Annotated in this window: 15 protein-coding genes; 4 read left to right on the top strand and 11 right to left on the bottom strand. The window is 37.8% G+C overall.

Features of this window, described 5'->3' with window-relative positions; all coding sequences use genetic code 11:
• Positions 1-50 precede the first annotated feature (50 nt).
• The 10 genes from BLP81_RS01600 to xrtF all read right to left on the bottom strand — a co-directional run bounded on the left by BLP81_RS01600 (position 51) and on the right by xrtF (position 10,695).
• Positions 51-242 (bottom strand): hypothetical protein, encoded by a 192-nt coding sequence (locus BLP81_RS01600; RefSeq protein WP_143002800.1) that lies wholly within the window; start codon positions 240-242, stop codon positions 51-53.
• Between the two features lie 81 nt (positions 243-323).
• A complete protein-coding gene (locus tag BLP81_RS01595) occupies positions 324-980 on the bottom strand; it encodes a hypothetical protein (protein WP_093364804.1) in 657 nt (218 codons plus the stop codon).
• A gap of 175 nt (positions 981-1,155) precedes the next feature.
• Entirely contained in the window at positions 1,156-1,572 is a 417-nt protein-coding gene (locus BLP81_RS01590; protein ID WP_093364794.1) for a hypothetical protein, read from the bottom strand.
• Positions 1,573-1,643: 71 nt separating this feature from the next.
• Positions 1,644-2,153: a DUF3347 domain-containing protein gene (locus tag BLP81_RS01585; protein WP_093364791.1), complete on the bottom strand. Its 510-nt coding sequence runs from the start codon at positions 2,151-2,153 to the stop codon at positions 1,644-1,646.
• Between the two features lie 28 nt (positions 2,154-2,181).
• On the bottom strand, positions 2,182-3,945 hold the full coding sequence (locus BLP81_RS01580; protein ID WP_093364788.1) for an efflux RND transporter periplasmic adaptor subunit: 1,764 nt from the start codon (positions 3,943-3,945) through the stop codon (positions 2,182-2,184).
• The gene (locus BLP81_RS01575; RefSeq protein ID WP_093364786.1) at positions 3,942-5,207 is read right to left on the bottom strand and encodes a TolC family protein; all 1,266 of its coding nucleotides are present in this window, start codon (positions 5,205-5,207) and stop codon (positions 3,942-3,944) included. The genes BLP81_RS01580 and BLP81_RS01575 overlap by 4 nt, the downstream gene beginning before the upstream one ends.
• Positions 5,208-5,225: 18 nt before the next feature.
• Positions 5,226-9,140, bottom strand: a complete 3,915-nt coding sequence (locus BLP81_RS01570) for an efflux RND transporter permease subunit (protein ID WP_093364781.1) — start codon at positions 9,138-9,140, stop codon at positions 5,226-5,228.
• Between the two features lie 88 nt (positions 9,141-9,228).
• On the bottom strand, positions 9,229-9,627 hold the full coding sequence (locus BLP81_RS01565; RefSeq protein WP_093364777.1) for an HYC_CC_PP family protein: 399 nt from the start codon (positions 9,625-9,627) through the stop codon (positions 9,229-9,231).
• Positions 9,628-9,656: 29 nt separating this feature from the next.
• The gene (locus BLP81_RS01560; protein ID WP_093364774.1) at positions 9,657-10,094 is read right to left on the bottom strand and encodes an exosortase F system-associated membrane protein; all 438 of its coding nucleotides are present in this window, start codon (positions 10,092-10,094) and stop codon (positions 9,657-9,659) included.
• Positions 10,087-10,695, bottom strand: a complete 609-nt coding sequence (xrtF, locus tag BLP81_RS01555; RefSeq protein WP_245686392.1) for an exosortase family protein XrtF — start codon at positions 10,693-10,695, stop codon at positions 10,087-10,089. Before xrtF ends, BLP81_RS01560 begins: the two co-directional genes overlap by 8 nt.
• A gap of 77 nt (positions 10,696-10,772) precedes the next feature.
• Between xrtF and BLP81_RS01550 the strand changes: the two genes are divergently transcribed.
• Positions 10,773-11,234 carry a GAF domain-containing protein gene (locus BLP81_RS01550; protein ID WP_093364770.1) on the top strand — a complete coding sequence of 154 codons (462 nt, stop codon included), beginning with the start codon at positions 10,773-10,775 and terminating at the stop codon, positions 11,232-11,234.
• On the opposite strand, the gene BLP81_RS01545 is transcribed toward BLP81_RS01550, so the two are convergent.
• Positions 11,235-13,151, bottom strand: a complete 1,917-nt coding sequence (locus BLP81_RS01545) for a polysaccharide biosynthesis protein (protein ID WP_093364766.1) — start codon at positions 13,149-13,151, stop codon at positions 11,235-11,237. It lies immediately after the preceding gene.
• A gap of 176 nt (positions 13,152-13,327) precedes the next feature.
• Between BLP81_RS01545 and BLP81_RS01540 the strand changes: the two genes are divergently transcribed.
• From BLP81_RS01540 to BLP81_RS01530, 3 genes are all read left to right on the top strand, one after another.
• Complete coding sequence (locus tag BLP81_RS01540; protein ID WP_093364762.1) at positions 13,328-14,092, top strand: polysaccharide biosynthesis/export family protein; 765 nt, start codon at positions 13,328-13,330, stop codon at positions 14,090-14,092.
• A 7-nt stretch (positions 14,093-14,099) separates the two neighbouring features.
• Positions 14,100-16,493 carry a GumC family protein gene (locus tag BLP81_RS01535; RefSeq protein ID WP_093364756.1) on the top strand — a complete coding sequence of 798 codons (2,394 nt, stop codon included), beginning with the start codon at positions 14,100-14,102 and terminating at the stop codon, positions 16,491-16,493.
• Between the two features lie 83 nt (positions 16,494-16,576).
• Positions 16,577-16,990, top strand: a complete 414-nt coding sequence (locus BLP81_RS01530) for a C40 family peptidase (RefSeq protein ID WP_245686391.1) — start codon at positions 16,577-16,579, stop codon at positions 16,988-16,990.
• Positions 16,991-17,002 lie beyond the last annotated feature (12 nt).

Below are 17,002 nucleotides of genomic sequence, written 5' to 3'. Positions count from 1 at the left end.
TTTGGGCAATTCTCAGTGGTTTATACTACTTCATAAGTATTAAATGATTTTTATTCTTTTATATCTTTAATCGTATCGGATGACGTACTGACACTCTTTGTTTCGTCATGAGTTCTTCCTTCCTGATGATTGTGATGCATAAAAACATCCTCTTCTATGAGGTCTTTTTGCTCTTGATGCTCTTTATCATTTTCCTTTTTTTTATCCGTACAGGAAATTGCAAAAAAAGTAACTACAAGCATGATTAAAATTTTTATCACATTTTTCATACAGTTTGTGTTTTGGTCCTTTAAGTTTTTTAAGTAAGAATTGCAGTTCTTTATTTAATAATTCATTAAAAAATAACTACCATCTTCACTCATAAACTCTTGGCTTAATAAAATTTTATTGTCATTTAGTTTTTCAGTAACCTGATAGCTTTCAGTTTTAATATTTAATCCCATCATATAAACTTTAATGGTTAAATGAGATTGAAGATCAAAACCACTAGCAGTCTTGTTTACCCTTCGATGGCTTAGTTTAATTTTATTTTTAGAGCCAAAAAAGCCAAGCATTCCTGATTCAACAGACATTTTCAAGCTAAGGTCCTTCAGTTTCTTTTCCTCTGCTTTAAATTGATAGAGGTTTTTAAAACCATAAGATGAAGCTTCTATAACATATTTAGCATCACCCCTTTGAGCAAATGGAAACACATTAAGAAGTACGTCAGATTTCTCTGGCTTACAGGTGTAATGAGTAAAATATTTTTCTTCTAGTTTTCCGTCTTCATCAAAAATTTTTACTTGCAGATTTACTGACAGTTTATCTCCGCTGCTTTTTAGTTCCCCTACATCAAAAAACTGCTTTGATTTCAATTCTTTTTCTTCATCAAAAACTTTACGTACAATTTTTTTGTCAGCAATTTGCTCTATGAGCATGTCTTGACAGTAAGTTACATGGCTTATTATGATGGATAATATAAAAACAAAGGTTTTAAGCATGGTACATTATTTCTGTTACCGTTCTATTAATAAATCACTTCCGTTTTCTAATTACTTTTATACAAATGCTAGTTTAAAGATCAACTCTGTCATAATGCTTATTTCTGAAAAAACACTTGTAACTTCTAGTTGTTAACCTGAACACTTGGATTATTTCTTCCCGTATTTTTTTATACTAAAGACGCTTGGTAAAAGCTTTATAATTTGATTCTGATTCGAAATAGGTCACAGAGCCTTGTGAATTGGACAACACAATAAAGGCCTCAGATTTATCTATTGGATTCCCGCTGTAAGGATCAATAGCGATTCTCGCTTCATCTATTGAGTTCAATTTATCGACGCACATGTCGCAACAGCCGTAGTAGGTTTTGCCACTTACCGGCACCGCGATTTGCTCAACACCCATATAGGCGTCATTGACCATACAAACCTTATCGTTTGGGACTTTATCCCCAATTGCTAAACTTTTAAGCGGGTCTGTGTGTTCCGTTAGCCTGGATGTGGTGGTTTTGTTCTCTTTCTCTGAAGTGGAGTTACAACTCACAAGAAAAAGCAGGAGTGTACATGCTGTTAATATAGTTTTCAGTGTCATGTTTTAAAAGGTATTAAGTTAAAAGGTATTGATAAAAATTTAAATTTATTAAGGTATTAACTAATGTTTAGTTATTTGATGGTTTCTTTTACCGTTCCACATTTCAGCATTTTATCGCCATAATAAGGATTGCGAATTTCCTGGCTGGTGGATAGCCATGAAGCTTTTGCCATAGGACAATACTCCAAATAAACCTCCCCTTTTGAAAGCTCTCCGGCTTTTACTAAAGAAAGCATTTCAAGACTTAATCCCTTAAAGGCTTCTCGCTGTTCTTCCAAACCAGTGGATGAACTAAATTTGGTCACTGCTGTTTTTGCTGTTTCACCGCCGTTTACATTCTCAAGTGATGCTTCTAACTTACCTGCCGCTTTTTTGGCTACTTCAGTTTTTGAAGCTACCAAGGCTTCTTTTAAATGAATGTAATGCTCAAAAGCTTCACCTAACTGCTGATCTTTAAACTCAAGGTCCATGTTTTGACTCATTTCTTTTTGCTCCCCATCATGAGCATGTTTATGTTGTGCAAAGGCTCCAAAACCGATAAAGATTAGGGTGAGGACTAAAGTTGTTTTTTTACTTTTCATTGTTTTAATTTTTAAAATTTAAGGTTCATTATTTAATTACAGAGGTTACTTCACCACACTTCAACATGGACTCACCATAGTATGGATTCATAATTTCTTCTTTTGCGCTTAGCCAGTAGGCTCCGTTATTTGAATTTGCCATAGGACAGAATTGAACATACAGCTCTTCAGCTATGGGCTTGATAAGTTTTACAATGGGAATCATAGCTTCAGATACGTCTTGAAAAGTATTTCTAATTTTTTCAATATCATTTTGTTGCTGTATATGCTCAAGCGCCTTTTTTAATTCACGGCTGTGCTGCATCCAGCTATCATGAGCTTCATCAGTAAAAACAGACATATCCACCTCTGCTATACTTTTTTTAAGTTGGATCCCTGCAGATTCAGCATTTTTAAAATCATCTGTAGCCAGGGCATTTTTAAAAGCTAAATAATCCTTTAAAACCGGCTTTAGTTCTTCTTTAGCTTCTTCACTACTGTTTATAGTTTCACCTGACGGAGTGCTCTGCTTCACACTTGAGGTTTCTTCACTCTCTTTCATATCTCCGTGCTGATGACCTGTCATCGAGGCGCCTCCTTCAGGATTCATCATACTCGGTTTTCCCGCCAGTTGGGCTTCAGAATCTATGCTGAAAGCGCCATAGGTAACCACTTCGTCGCCTGGCTCCAAACCCGAAAGGATTTCGACAAAATCTGATGAGGTTTCACCGATCTCAACGGTCTTCATCTTAAAATAAACCCCATTTTCATTCTCCAGCTGCTGATAAACCACCGAGCGCTTCCCCGTCCAAAGCACAGCAGATTTTGGGGCCATCAAAGTTTCACTGCCCTCTGACTTAGGTGCTGTTTTTATCACTTCTGCCGTGATAAAAACACCCGGCTTTAAGTCCAGATTTCGATTATTAATGACGACTCGTGCCTTTGCAGACCGAGTCTCGTCATCCAAAACAGGTGTAATAAAAGTGACTTCTCCTGAAACTTTTTTATAGTTTGGTGTCTCTAATTTTGATTTGTCGCCTACATTTATTTTGTTGAGATCGTTTTCATAAACATCTAGGATTGCCCAAAGACTGGACAAATCTGCAATGCTCATTAAGCTTTGGCCGGCTTTCAAATTATCCCCCTGGGTAACTTTCAAATCTGTAATTATCCCTGTTTTCGGAGAGCGCAGATTCAATCTTCCGTTTTTCAGTGACTCAACATCATCGACAGACAATTCGTAATTTTGAATTTTTTGGAGGATGCTATTCAGCAAAAGCTCGTTTCCCTGGCGTCTGGCCAGTTCCAGTTCTTCTTTTAAAACCTGAATTTCAGGCGCATAAACTTCTGCCACTACTTCTCCTTTGCTTACCTGTTCTCCTTCTTCGTTTACAAAAAGCCTTTCAATTCTGGCTTTGAAATTCGTGGATATGGAAAAGGTGTTATCAGCATTGACTTGTAACTGACCCGATAAATTCAGGTTGGATTCATAGTTTTGAGTTCCAAGTCTGGTGGTTGCTACTTGAGCCAGTTTTCGAGCAGTTTTACTCATTTTGATAGCATCCGGATCAATGCTTTCTTCCATTTTACTTGCAGGAATTAAATCCATTCCACAAATGGGACAGTCGCCCGGCTCGTCCTGACGGATCTGAGGATGCATCGAACAAGTCCAGACTGCTTCGCCTGCCTGCTCCTGAGAATGATTATGGGCATCCTCTTTTTTAGGTTCAGGTGAAAACAAAGTAATCCCTAAAAAAATGCCGACGATAAATATGACAATAAAGCCTAAATAATATTTGTATTGCGTTTTCATAATGCTGAATTTGAAGTGAGGTAACCTAAGGTTTCATTTGTTTTTTGAAGATTTGCCAAAGCCTGAGCCTGCTGTTTCAGGTAGAGTAATCGCTCCTGATACAAGCGTAAAACTTCTTCGATTTCCATGGAGGCATTGGCTAAAGCAACTTCTGAAAGCTGTAAAATATCTTTTAACCTCAGGAGTTGTTTTTCATATAAATCAAGACGATCAAAAAGTTCATCCTGCTTGTACTTTGCCACTTGAATTTCGGTTCTTAAAAGCGTTTTTTCATTTTCCAGCTGAAATTGTATCGCCTCGCCCTGAAGGGAAACCGCTTTTTTTCTGGATTTATTTTTCTTTCCAAAAATGGGTAAACTCACCGATAGCATAGGCATTATCGCATCCTGACCAGCGTCTGCATTCATCACGTTTTGATTTTGAATAATCGCATAATCCAAGCCTAAACCAAACTGCGGCAAAGCCTGTTTTTGGGCCAACTCACTTTCTGCTGCATTGGAGTCCTGCAAACTGCGAATGCGTTCCAGACGAGGGTGCGTTATCGAAAGCGTATCGCTCTCCATGAATTGGATTTGTTCCAGAGTCTGCTTTGGGTTTGGGATTAAAACCGGTGCTTCCAGCGGCCTGTTCATCATCTGATTAAGCTGAGTCACTAAAGCTTGATCTTGATCTTTTAACACCTGAAGGACATTCAGCTGCTTATCCATCTCCAGCTCAACTCTTAAAATATCCACCAAATTCGCCTTGTTATTTTCGAAGTTAGATTCTACAATAGATTTCAGGTCTTTTAAAATTTCGAACTGTTCTTCTTCGATTTTAGCAACATATCTTAAAGCCGAGAGCTCATAATACTGTTGTGCGACCTTGAGATACAATTTCAGTTTTTGATCCTGAAATTTTTCAAATTCGGCTTCGGCTTTGTAAGCTGCTATATCGCCTTTCACTTTAAAGGTTCCAAACCAGGGCAGCATTTGAGTCAGGGAAAATCTTGCAATTTGAGGACCCACCCGAGTTTCTATGGGACTGATGAAATAGCCAAAACTCAGGTTGGGATCCTGCCAGGATTTGGCCAGACTTATGCCTTCTAGCTGAGCTTCAAAGCGCTTATACTGCGTCTTTAACTCCAGGTTATTTTCTGCAGCAGTGGTTTTTAAATCCTCAAGGCTTTGGCCATTCAGGTTAAAACTAAGGCAGAACAGCAGTCCGATTAGAACAAGCTTCAGGGAGCTGCCGGGTGATTTTATGGGATAGGTATTAAACATAGTTTTCGTTTATTAAATTTATTCGAGATCAATTTCAGAAGTCGTTTTTAACTGTCTGCTATAAATGATATAAAACAAAATAGGCAGTAAGAAATAGGTCAAACTCGCCATCAACATGCCGCCAAAAGCAGGAATCGCCATAGGCACCATAATATCTGAACCTTTACCCGTTGAAGATAAAACCGGTAAAAGAGCGATGACAGTGGTTACTGAAGTCATCACGGCCGGACGAATTCGTTTGAGTCCGCCTTCCATAACAGCTTCACGAAGTTCTGCCTTGGATTTGGTAGGATTTCTGTTGAAGGACTGTTTCAGGTAAGTCGCCATCAGCACGGCATCATCGGTCGCAATTCCAAATAAGGCGATGAATCCAACCCACACCGCTACACTTAAATTGATGGTTTTGAGCTGAAAAATATCCCGAAGATTTTGTCCAAACCAGCTAAAGTTTAAAAACCAGTCTTGTCCGTAAAGCCAAATCATGATAAATCCGCCACTAAAGGCTAAAGCGATGGAGGAAAATACCATCATACTGATGCGAACCGACTTGAACTGGAAGTATAAAATCAGGAAAATCACCATAAAAACCACGGGGATAATCATGGATAATCGCTTTTCTGAACGGATTTGGTTTTCAAAACTTCCTGCAAACCTGTAGCTCACACCACTTGGCACCTTCAGGTTTCCGGTGTTGATTTCTTTAGTAATAGCGGCTCTGGCAGCTTCCACCGCAGCAACTTCAGCAATACCATCGGCACGATCGAAAAGCACATATGAATTCAAAAAGGTGTTCTCTCTTTTGATCATTTGCGAACCGCGTTCATATTCTATTTCTACAAGTTCACTCAGCGGAATCTGTGTTCCTGAGGAGGTCGAGATCAGCATTTCTTCTATCCTTTTCGGCGTATTTCTCATTTCACGCGGATAGCGCACTCTCACCCCATAACGTTCCCTGCCTTCCACGGTTTGCGTGAGGTATTCGCCCCCTATGGCTACAGATATGTACTCCTGAACCTCGTTGACTGTCATTCCGTAACGGGCAAGGTTTTTCCGATTTAAATTCAGGTGCAGGTAGGGTTTGGCGACCACTCGATCGGCAAAGACCGCCTGTGTTTTGAGTTTATCTACTTGCTTCAAAATTCCTTCCAGTTCTTTCCCGAAATCTTCTATCGTCTGCAAGTTAGGTCCCGAAACTTTAATACCCATAGGTGCACGCATCCCCGTCTGCAACATGATTTGGCGCGTTTCTATAGGCTGTAACTTTGGTGCAGAAGTAATGCCGGGAATCCTGGTGACCTCAGTGATTTCAGACCAGATATCATCTGGCGACTGGATGTGTTGTCGCCAATTTCTGAAGTAGTTTCCGTCTTCGTCTTGTATTAAAAAAGGTTTGAAATCATTTTCAATTTCATACAACAGTTCAGACTGAATTTGTTCTGAAAATGCTTTTCCTGATTCATTTTGAAACACAAATTCAGAATTATCAAACCACAGTACATCTTCTGAATTTTTAGAGATATCAACCTCGCCGTTTTGAATTCTCACCCCTTCTACTCTAAAACGTCCGTCATTATCCACACGGTAAGCCTGGAGTTCACCCTGGGCATTTTGAATGAATTCTGTCTTATAAGTGATTAAATTTTCGAACATGGAAATGGGTGCAGGATCAATTGCAGATTCTACCCGTCCAAGCTTTCCTACCACGGTTTCAACCTCAGGAATCTGTTTGACCAGAATGTCCATTTGCTGAAGTTTTTCTTTATTGAATTCGATTCCGGAATGTGCCATGCTGGTAGGCATCAATATAAAACTCCCTTCATCCAGACTGGGCATAAACTCTTCGCCAATGCCTGGGAATGTTTTATCCATGGCTTTCCAGACTCCCGTGTCTTCAATGGAAAGACCTACAGCATTGGCAGCTTGTTTAGACCACTGAAAGGTCGTTGAAAACCCCAGCCAAATCATAACTCCTATACCTATAGCCAACACGGGAAGTACTAAAAATATCCTGACATGCTTTAGAAATAAAGTCAGGATCTGAGCATAATACTTTTGCAGTAAGAGGTAAAATGTCAATAAAACACCCACCAGAATACCAACAAAAAATACATTAGAAATCATCGATTGCTGTGGTCCTAAAGGCAGCCAAAGCCATGAAAGCAAAACCAAAACCCCGGTCACCAATACATAAAAGTGCAGGTTTTTTACCCGATATGCTTTAAAGTAGGTCTGATAAGACATAAAATAGCTGACAGCATAAAGTATAATAAACAGCCCTAACCAAAATTCATAAAAAATAGTCCAAACCCCTACCAGACCAAGAAAAGCGTTTAAGTAATACGCTGTTTTGGTCTTGTTGATTTTGATTTTAAACACCATGTACATCAGGCTTGGCAAAATCAAGACTGTGACCAAAAACGCGGAGATCAGGGCAAAGGTTTTGGTGTAGGCCAAGGGAATAAAGAGTTTGCCTTCGGCAGCTTCCAGGGCGAATACGGGTACAAAACTGATCACCGTCGTCAGGACCGCCGTTAAAATGGCAGAACTCACTTCAGAGGAACCCTTGTAAATGTTACTGACCAGCGATTTCTTCGGTGATTTTTCAAGCTTTTTCAGGACATTTTCAGAAAGGATAATGGCCAGGTCGATCATGGTACCAATAGCAATGGCGATTCCGGATAGAGCGACAATATTGGCTTGTACATGGAAGAATTTCATCGCGATAAAGACCAGCAGCACCGAAATGGGTAAGACTGCAGATATGACCAGGGAAGCTCTTAAATTGAAAACGATGATAATCACAACCAAAATAGCGATGATTAACTGTAAACTTATGGCTTCTTCTAATGTACCAATGGTTTCATTGATCAGTTCTGAACGATCGTAAAACGGAACGATTTCCAGATGGCTTTCAGTTCCGTCCGCCAGGGTTTTGCTGGGTAATCCCGGGGAAATTTCTTCAATTTTTTCCTTGACATTGATGATGGCCTGCATAGGATTAAAACCATCCCGGGCAATTACCACTCCACCAACAACATCTGCTCCGGCACGGTCGAGAATGCCTCGCCTCTGGCTTGGCCCGATTTTAATTTTTGCGACATCTTTGAGGTAAATAGGAACATTTTGACGCTCATCCACCACAATGCTTTCGAAATCCGCAAGGTTTTCTATATATCCCAGGCCTCTTACAATGTATTCCACCTGATTGATTTCCAATGTTTTGGCTCCTACATCCCGATTGCTTTCCTTTACCGCCTTAGCGACTTGCATCAACGGAATATTATAGGATTTCAAGGCCTCTGGATTTACATCAATCTGGTATTCTTTTACAAAACCTCCGATAGAAGCCACTTCTGAGATCCCCTTGGCACTGCTTAAACCATATTTTACGTAAAAATCCTGTACGCTTCTTATTTCATGTAAATTCCAGCCTCCGGTAGGCTCATTGTTTTTGTCTCTGGGTTCGAGCGTATACCAGAACACCTGCCCAAGGGCAGTAGCATCTGGCCCCAGCGTAGGTTTAGCTTCAGCAGGCAAGAGTCCTTTGGGGATGGAACTGAGCTTTTCGAGAATACGGGAACGGGACCAGTAGAATTCGACTCCATCCTCAAAAATCACATAAATACTGGAAAACCCGAACATAGAAGAACTTCTCACCGTTTCTACGCCAGGCAAGCCCAGCAGGTAAGTGGTAAGGGGATAGGTGATTTGGTCATCTATGTCTTGAGGAGAGCGACCTGGCCATTCTGTAAAAATAATTTGTTGATTGGCGCCTGTGTTGGGTATCGCATCAACTGGAATCGGGTTTTTAGGCAAAAAGGAATCGGCCCACTGAAACGGTGATACCATTAAACCACCTATCACTATAGCTGCCAAAAGAATGAATGCTACTAAACGCTGGTTTAGAAAAAACTTGATGATTTTATTTAACATGGGGCTTTGATATTAAAAACATGTAGACAGATTTGGATTTTATTCTGAATTCAATTCAGTTAAAATCTAAGCGGCAAGTTTTAAATAATCAAATAAGGAAGACCTGATGCAGGACTCGGAAATCTAAGGAATATTGAGGAGGATGGTAAACCGGAAAATTCTTAACTGACGTATTGTAGGTTTCAGGATTTAAGAAATGAATAAAACTATAGGCTACGAGCTCAAGTGGGAAATCCAGGTCAAATTCAGCCTTAGAAAATTGAAGCTCATCCTGACCTTTTACCACTTCAACTTCGTCATCACAGCACTCAGATTTTTCTTCTGAAGGCATTTGCTGATGCATATCACAGGTTTCGGCCTGGGATAAAATAGCTTTGTCTATCATGATGTTTCCACAATAATGAACCCCAACCGTGAAAGACAAGGTTGAAAATAACACAAGAAGTGCTAAAGTGATGGACGCTATTTTAGAAATGAATGATTTCACTTTACAAAAGTATACAATTTTATTTAGAATTATTTTTCTTTAACAATACTCTTTTGATAGTAAAATGCTGGTAATAAAATCAATACAAATATCGGCTGGATTAAAAAGCGCCGTATATAAAAAATAATAAGGTAATTCTCAGCTTTCATATCTGAGATAAAAAACCAAAATGTAGTGATTAAGACCAGATAAGTAAAGCCGTAAAATACAAGGGAAAAAAGAAAGGTCTTCTTAGATGGAAATGCAATCCAGATAAGGGCTAAAGAAAGAATGGAATTCAATAGAAACCTCCAGCTCGTGGAGCAGATAACCTGAAAGGTGTTGAATTCAGGGGGTTCAGAATAGCTATACTTCGAAGAGTAAAACTCGAGAAGTGGATCTGAGAAAAGTTCGTGTTCGAAATGTCGAATCAGTGCTAAGCCAATCACCAAAAGCCCTAATAAACCGAATTTCAAAAATTTATTCATTGTTTGGACTGTTACTGGTTTTGTAGTTTTTAATCCAAAAAATCCATAATAAGAACACAAAACCATAAATAAAAAGAGGAAAAAGGGTTCCGTGCATTAATTCTGTATATTCTGGCATCTCATAAATCCCTATGGTAAGTAAAGCAATGCGCAAAACATTGAAGGCATAAATCAAAACACTCCCCGCAAAAATATACAGCAAGGTGGATTTCCAGTCTTTTTTAAAGGCCAGAACGAAGGATAAAAATAGGATAATCACACTCACCGCATTGCAACCTTCCACCACTCTTACCAAATAATCCCCGTTGATGCCAAGGCGCATAGAAGGATCATAGTGACTGGGAATCATTTTGGTTTCATAGCCTAAGAAATTGATTAAACTCTCTGTTTGTAAGGCAACAATATGGGTTACAGGTTCCGGAAAGTAGATTTCAGACCCAACATTATCCAAGTAGAGTTGGTAAGCCAGTGTTAGAACAATATAGGTCCCAAAGAAAATTCCTAAGAACCTTATTACCGCTTTATTTTTCTTTAAAATTTCCAAAGTTGGGGTATTGAATTTAGTTGTTGAATACTGGATTCTACTATAAACCTGTTTCAAAATATTTAACAAATTTATAGAAAACGACCTGTATGAAATGCCTTTATAATAAATACTTTTGTTTCAAATCTAACATCATGAACTTAGAGGATTTAAAACCAGACGTAGAAAACATACTTTCAAAGCAAAATTTAGACATCAATCATAGACTAACTGAGGTTTGCGACTTGCTCCAAACTAAGGTGGACACTTACGATTGGGTTGGGTTTTATTTTAAAAACGGTGACAAAAGAGAACTCATTTTAAAAGCTTTTGCCGGCGAACCTACCGAACATACGACTATTCCTTTCGGAAAGGGCATTTGCGGACAAGTTGCGGAATCCAATCAGAATTTTGTGGTTGATGATGTTTCAGCTCAAAATAATTACATCTCCTGTAACATCAATGTAAAATCTGAGGTGGTGATCCCCCTATTCGTTAATGGTGAAAATATCGGACAAATAGACATTGATTCTAACACGAAAAAAGCTTTTTCAAAAGAAGATGAGAACTTTTTAGTCTGGGTGAACGCCCAAGTGAGTAAACAACTAGAGATTTAATTAAATCGCATTTTTTTGACGCTCTTTTTCGGTCAGCGGAATAAATTCCGGAACCAGCTTTTTGAGAACATCTATAGATTTCACTACATTGTTGTTTGAAATCTGATTCTGCAGATTTTTGAGTAAAATCAATTTTTCGCTATCAAAATTGTAACTTGCTTTTGCGATAAGTATTTTCTGATGATGTGTTGGGAGTGTATTTTCCTTATCGGCCAGTAACTCTTCATAAAGTTTTTCTCCAGGTCTTAAACCTGTATACACAATATCTATATCTTCATAAGGTATAAACCCAGACAGGCGAATCATTTGCTTTGCAAGATCAATGATTTTTACCGGCTTACCCATATCAAAGACGTAGATTTCGCCGCCATTACCCATAGCTCCAGCCTCCAAAACAAGTTGACAAGCTTCATCAATCGTCATGAAATACCTTGTGATATCGGGATGGGTTACTGTTACCGGGCCTAGGTTTTCAATTTGTGCTTTAAAATGTGGGATTACAGAACCATTGGATCCCAAAACGTTTCCAAATCTTGTAGTTATAAACCTGGTATTCGAAGTTTTGGCTCTTGCTACAGATTGTAAGTAAATTTCTGCACATCGTTTGGAAGCCCCCATGATATTGGTGGGATTTACAGCTTTGTCTGTAGATACAAATACAAAGCGCGAAATCTTAAATTGAACAGATAAATCCGTAAGATTTTTGGTTCCTATAAAGTTGACGTCTAAGGCTTCAATAGGATTCGCTTCCATCATTGGAACATGCTTATATGCTGCTCCATGAAAAACAATTTCCGGCTGGAAATAATCAAAAATAGACTCTAAACGCTTGAAGTTTCTAACATTGGCTATAATCTTTTCAAAATGAAGGTTTGGGTACTGTGATTCCAATTCTAAACTCATATGGTGCAATGGGGTCTCTGCCTGATCAAGCATGAGTATTGTTTTGGGTTTGAAGCGAATCAGCTGCCTTACAATATCGCTACCTATGGACCCAGCTGCTCCTGTAACCAAAATCACTTTGTCCTTATATATTGTGCTGAGTTTCTCTCGTTGAAGTTTTATAGGAGTTCTTTGTAGCAGGTCTTCTAAATTGACTTTTTTAATTTCAGAAGAAATTGATTCTCCACTCCAATCCTGAAGATCTGGAAGTTTATATATTTTGAGGTTTAATTCTAAAAGTTGGCTTAGGATATCGGAATCCGCTGTAGCCAATTCTCTTAATTTTTGACTTGAAACGATTACTGAAGTCCCTCCTCTTATTTTTTTATGTTCTAACTGTTCGAATGTAACTATTGGTAATGTGAGAATACGTGTTCTCTTTAATTTACTTATTTCACTTATAAAACCAACAATCTCAAAATTTGTTCGTGAATCTGAAATTATACTTTCTGCAATGGCCACATCCGTTAAGCTTGTACCGAGTATATAGGCTTTTGTTGAAGTGTATTCTGCATGTATAAGCTGGTAAACCCTTTTCACAATAACCCTGAATAAAAACAGCATTGAAAAGGCTATAAAACCATAGATGATAGCACCTCCATTAACCAAAATTTTGGTCTGATAGATGTTATAGATTAACTCGTTTATAATGATCAAAGTTACAACCGTGGCGATTGTTGTTTGCAATTGCTTAATGGAGTCTTTAAACCCTGTATATCTTACTACTCCAGCATAAGATTTGAAAATAATAAAGAACAAAATCTGGATAATCACCAGGGAAGCAAACTCCCAGTTCAGGTGGATAAATTTAAGTTTTTTTTCGCCTACAGATGAAATCAGGAAGAAGGTAAATTGAGCTGAAAGTATAGAAATACAAACATCAATCAGAAAGATAACAACTCTAGGCACGTAATTACGAGCTAAGCGCTTAAGGATTTTAAAGCAAAAATGCTTTAGTGTAAATATAGGATTCATTTCAATTGGTTAAGATTCAAAATGCAAGATCAAACTTAAGGAATAATTTTACATTTGTCTTAAATAGTACTTCCCAAAAAACATATTTATGCAGATAATGCGTTTAAAGCCTAAAAGGCTTTCTTTTTGAAAAAAAATTGCGCTTATTTGTATTAAATTTGATTAACAAAAATTTAATGAAACAATCCGTCCTACTTCTTTTTTCAATTTTCGTTTTAGGTTGTTCCTCCAGGAAAGAAGTCGTCTATTATCAAGACATTGACTCAAGAGAATTTGCTTCCATAGAATCTATATATTCTCATCCTCAAATTCAAATCAATGATATTTTAAATATCACAACTACGGCTTTAAATCCCGAAAGTGTTCTGCCTTTTAGTTTTAACAGCGCAGACAATGCAGGGGCTCAACCCAGGCAAATAGAGCTTCTCAAATTAACAGGATACCTTGTGAATAAAGAAGGACAAATCAATTTTCCTCAGCTTGGAAAAATTGAAGTAAAAGGTAAAACTACACAAGAGGTACAAGATCTCTTGGAGAAGAAGTTATCGGTTTACGTTAAAAACCCAACTGTAAATGTCAGAATTATAAATTTTAAGTTCACTGTTCAAGGCGAAGTAAAGCAACCAGGAACTTACGAAATTATTGAAGAAAATATGACTCTTCCCCAGGCTTTGGGATTGGCTGGAAGCCTGACCATCAATGGAAGAAGAGATAATATCATGATATACAGGCAGGAGGGTGATGGGCGTAAAGTAAAACGTATAGACCTTACCCAAACGGACTGGATGAATACAGATTATTTTTTTATCAAACCCAATGATATCATCTATGTAGAGCCTAACCAACCAAAAGTAAAATCTGCAGGTTTTGTAGGCAATGTGGGTACACTGCTTTCAGTTGTTTCAATTTTATTCTCTGCCGTAGTTTTATTAGCTAGATAATCTTTATATGGAAAATCCAAATACAAATATACATACCAGCTCTTCTCCTGAAGATAGTAGCGAAGATCTTAAAAAGATTGTTCTTCAGTACCTCAAGTACTGGCCTTGGTTTATCATATGCCTGGTTATATCAGTATCAGTCGCCTTAATTTATTTACGCTATTCAACCAACATCTATCAAACCAATGCTCAGATAAAAATACTTAAAGACCAGAGTGGTCTTGACCTTTCTGGATTAAGCGGTGGTTCACCCCTTATAGATATGAGTAAAGTCAACCTGGAAAATGAAAGGAGTGTTTTAAAATCTAGAAGGATTGCATTGAAAGTCGTAAAAAATTTAGATTTGACCAGCAGCTATTACAAGTCTGGCAGCTTAAAATCTTCTGTGATATGGGAAGATGAAAGGCCTTTTACAGTATTTTGGATAGAGAATGATTCTATATATGACTCTGCTACACCTTTATACACAGTAGAATTCATATCTCTTAATCAATTTGAGATTTCAAATCCTGAAACCAATTTTTCTAAGGAATACAGAGTTGGCGAGCCTATGAACGTGGAAGGCTATCCCCTTGTACTCAACTTCAATCCAAATTATAACGGTGACATTACTCAACTGGTTGGGTCGACTTTTAATTTTAATTTTCGCTCTACCTCCCAAGCTGTTAGCTCCTTAACAAATCAAATCAGTGTGGAGCCACTTGGAGATAGAAGTGAGATCTTAAATATTTCCATCAAAGGTCAAAACAAAGAAAAGAACGAAGATATTCTCAATGCATTGATAGATCAATTCAATGCTGATGGTATTGAAGATAACAGGCTGATTGCTAAACGCACTGAAGAATTTGTGATAGAACGTCTGGAATATCTTGTGAGTGAACTGGATACTGTAGAAAGTGGTCTTGCCAATTATAAAAGCGAAAATGATCTTGTTCAAATTGAAAATAATGCCACCGCTTTATTTGGCAAAAGTACTGAAGCAGAATTACGGGTCTTTGAAATTAGCAATCAGTTATCCCTAACAAAAAACTTTAAAGAAGAGCTTTTAGAGCAAAGTGAATATGATTTGCTGCCGGCAAGAATTGGGATTGCAAATGACAACCTCAACAGTTTTACAGAAACTTATAATCAGAAGATATTAGAAAGAGAGCGCCTCCTGATTTCTTCTACCCTAGAAAACCCCAGTGTAAAAGAAGTTGAGAAACTCATTCAACAATTAAGAAATAATATACTTAACACAATCAACAACTACATAAAAAGTCTTGAAATCTCCTTAGAAAAGGTAAAAAGGAGAGAAAGAGAGTTTGATTTAAATATTGGTAAACTACCAGGGCAGGAAAAAGAGATAAGAAATATTCAACGTCAACAAGCAGTTAAAGAAAAACTGTATTTGTTTTTACTTCAAAAAAGAGAAGAGGCGGCTTTATCCTATGCGATTACGGCTCCTATCATAAAAGTTGTAGATTACGCTTATACTCAGCCTACACCCGTAAGTCCTAAATCACAAATTATTTTGCTTTCGAGTTTAGTTATTGGACTCGTCGTCCCCTTTGGCGTGCTTTACATGCTTTTCCTCTTAGATACAAAAATTAAGACCAAAGATCAAATAAGAGCCTTCTTACCAGGCATCCCGTTAGTCGCTGAAGTACCTCAGCATAAAGCAGAAGAGAATAAGGTGATTTTACCAAACGACAGGTCCTCAATCGCTGAGTCATTTAGAATTATGAGAACCAATCTCAATTTTATGAGAGTAAAAAAAGAGAGCAGCTCATTATCCGATTCTGAAGTAGTGTTTGTTACTTCCACAACCAAAGGAGAGGGAAAAACCTTTGTAGCTATAAACCTTGCATCTTCACTTGTTGCCGCCAAAAAGAAAACATTACTGATAGGTTGTGACCTTAGAAATCCGCAAATTCACAATTACCTAAATCTCAAAAAAAATAAGATTGGTGTATCAAATTATCTTTACGATGATACTATTACTTTTGAAGACCTTATTATAAAGAATGCTTTAGAAAGTCTTAACCTAGATGTCATTCTCTCTGGTGATATTCCTCCTAACCCAGCTGAAATACTGATGAGTTCAAAATTTGCTCAATTATTGGAAGAAGCAAAAAAACAATACGATTATATCATCATCGATACTGCACCAACTATTTTAGTAACCGATACCATCTTAATTTCTAAATACGCTGATATTACATTATACATCACTAGAGCTGGATTCACAGACACAAGGCTGCTCCCCCATATTCGTGACCTCAAGGAACAGAAGAAACTTGTGAACATGGGAATAATCATTAATGGGCTAGATGAAGTCGGTATCAATGCCTATAATTATGGGTATGGCTATGGTTACGGTGCAAATCAAGAGAAAAAGAAATTCTGGAAGTTTTGGTAATTTTTAATTTAAAAAAAATAAGTTTTAAGTTTCTTTTTTGTGCTTTTGCACTAGCACTTGTCTCATGCGGTGGATCTAGAAGAGTGCAACAAGCTGAAATTCAAAGAGCTAATACAATTATAAGTGTCGTGAATTACTCTAAAACCTATCTTGGAACCCCCTACAAATATGGCGGCATGGATCCATCAGGGATGGATTGTTCAGGATTGCTTCAGCTTTCTTTCTTACGCTATGGGGTAGAACTGCCTAGAACGACAAGACTAATGTCTAAGTTTGGCAATAAGGTAAAACTGAAGCAGGTGGATGTTGGAGATCTTGTGTTCTTTAGAACAAACAAAAAGAGCCGGGGAATCAATCATGTGGGCTTAGTGGTAAACAGGACTCCAAAAACAATAGATTTTATACATTCTAGCTCTTCTCAGGGTGTAATGATATCTTCCATCAATAATCCATATTGGAGAAAAAACTACGTAAAAAGCAGGCGAGTGATTTATTAACCTAAACTAAAA

The organism is Psychroflexus sediminis, from assembly GCF_900099815.1.
Taxonomy (GTDB): domain Bacteria; phylum Bacteroidota; class Bacteroidia; order Flavobacteriales; family Flavobacteriaceae; genus Psychroflexus; species Psychroflexus sediminis.
This window is presented reverse-complemented; position numbering and strand designations above follow the sequence as displayed.

Coding starts and splice junctions, on each gene's coding strand:
- BLP81_RS01550 (WP_093364770.1), top strand. CDS start 10,773: ATGAACTTAGAGGATTTAAAACCAGACGTAGAAAACATACTTTCAAAG.
- BLP81_RS01600 (WP_143002800.1), bottom strand. CDS start 242: ATGCTTGTAGTTACTTTTTTTGCAATTTCCTGTACGGATAAAAAAAAG.
- BLP81_RS01545 (WP_093364766.1), bottom strand. CDS start 13,151: ATGAATCCTATATTTACACTAAAGCATTTTTGCTTTAAAATCCTTAAG.
- BLP81_RS01535 (WP_093364756.1), top strand. CDS start 14,100: ATGGAAAATCCAAATACAAATATACATACCAGCTCTTCTCCTGAAGAT.
- BLP81_RS01585 (WP_093364791.1), bottom strand. CDS start 2,153: ATGAAAAGTAAAAAAACAACTTTAGTCCTCACCCTAATCTTTATCGGT.
- BLP81_RS01595 (WP_093364804.1), bottom strand. CDS start 980: ATGCTTAAAACCTTTGTTTTTATATTATCCATCATAATAAGCCATGTA.
- BLP81_RS01590 (WP_093364794.1), bottom strand. CDS start 1,572: ATGACACTGAAAACTATATTAACAGCATGTACACTCCTGCTTTTTCTT.
- BLP81_RS01560 (WP_093364774.1), bottom strand. CDS start 10,094: ATGAATAAATTTTTGAAATTCGGTTTATTAGGGCTTTTGGTGATTGGC.
- BLP81_RS01570 (WP_093364781.1), bottom strand. CDS start 9,140: ATGTTAAATAAAATCATCAAGTTTTTTCTAAACCAGCGTTTAGTAGCA.
- BLP81_RS01575 (WP_093364786.1), bottom strand. CDS start 5,207: ATGTTTAATACCTATCCCATAAAATCACCCGGCAGCTCCCTGAAGCTT.
- BLP81_RS01580 (WP_093364788.1), bottom strand. CDS start 3,945: ATGAAAACGCAATACAAATATTATTTAGGCTTTATTGTCATATTTATC.
- BLP81_RS01540 (WP_093364762.1), top strand. CDS start 13,328: ATGAAACAATCCGTCCTACTTCTTTTTTCAATTTTCGTTTTAGGTTGT.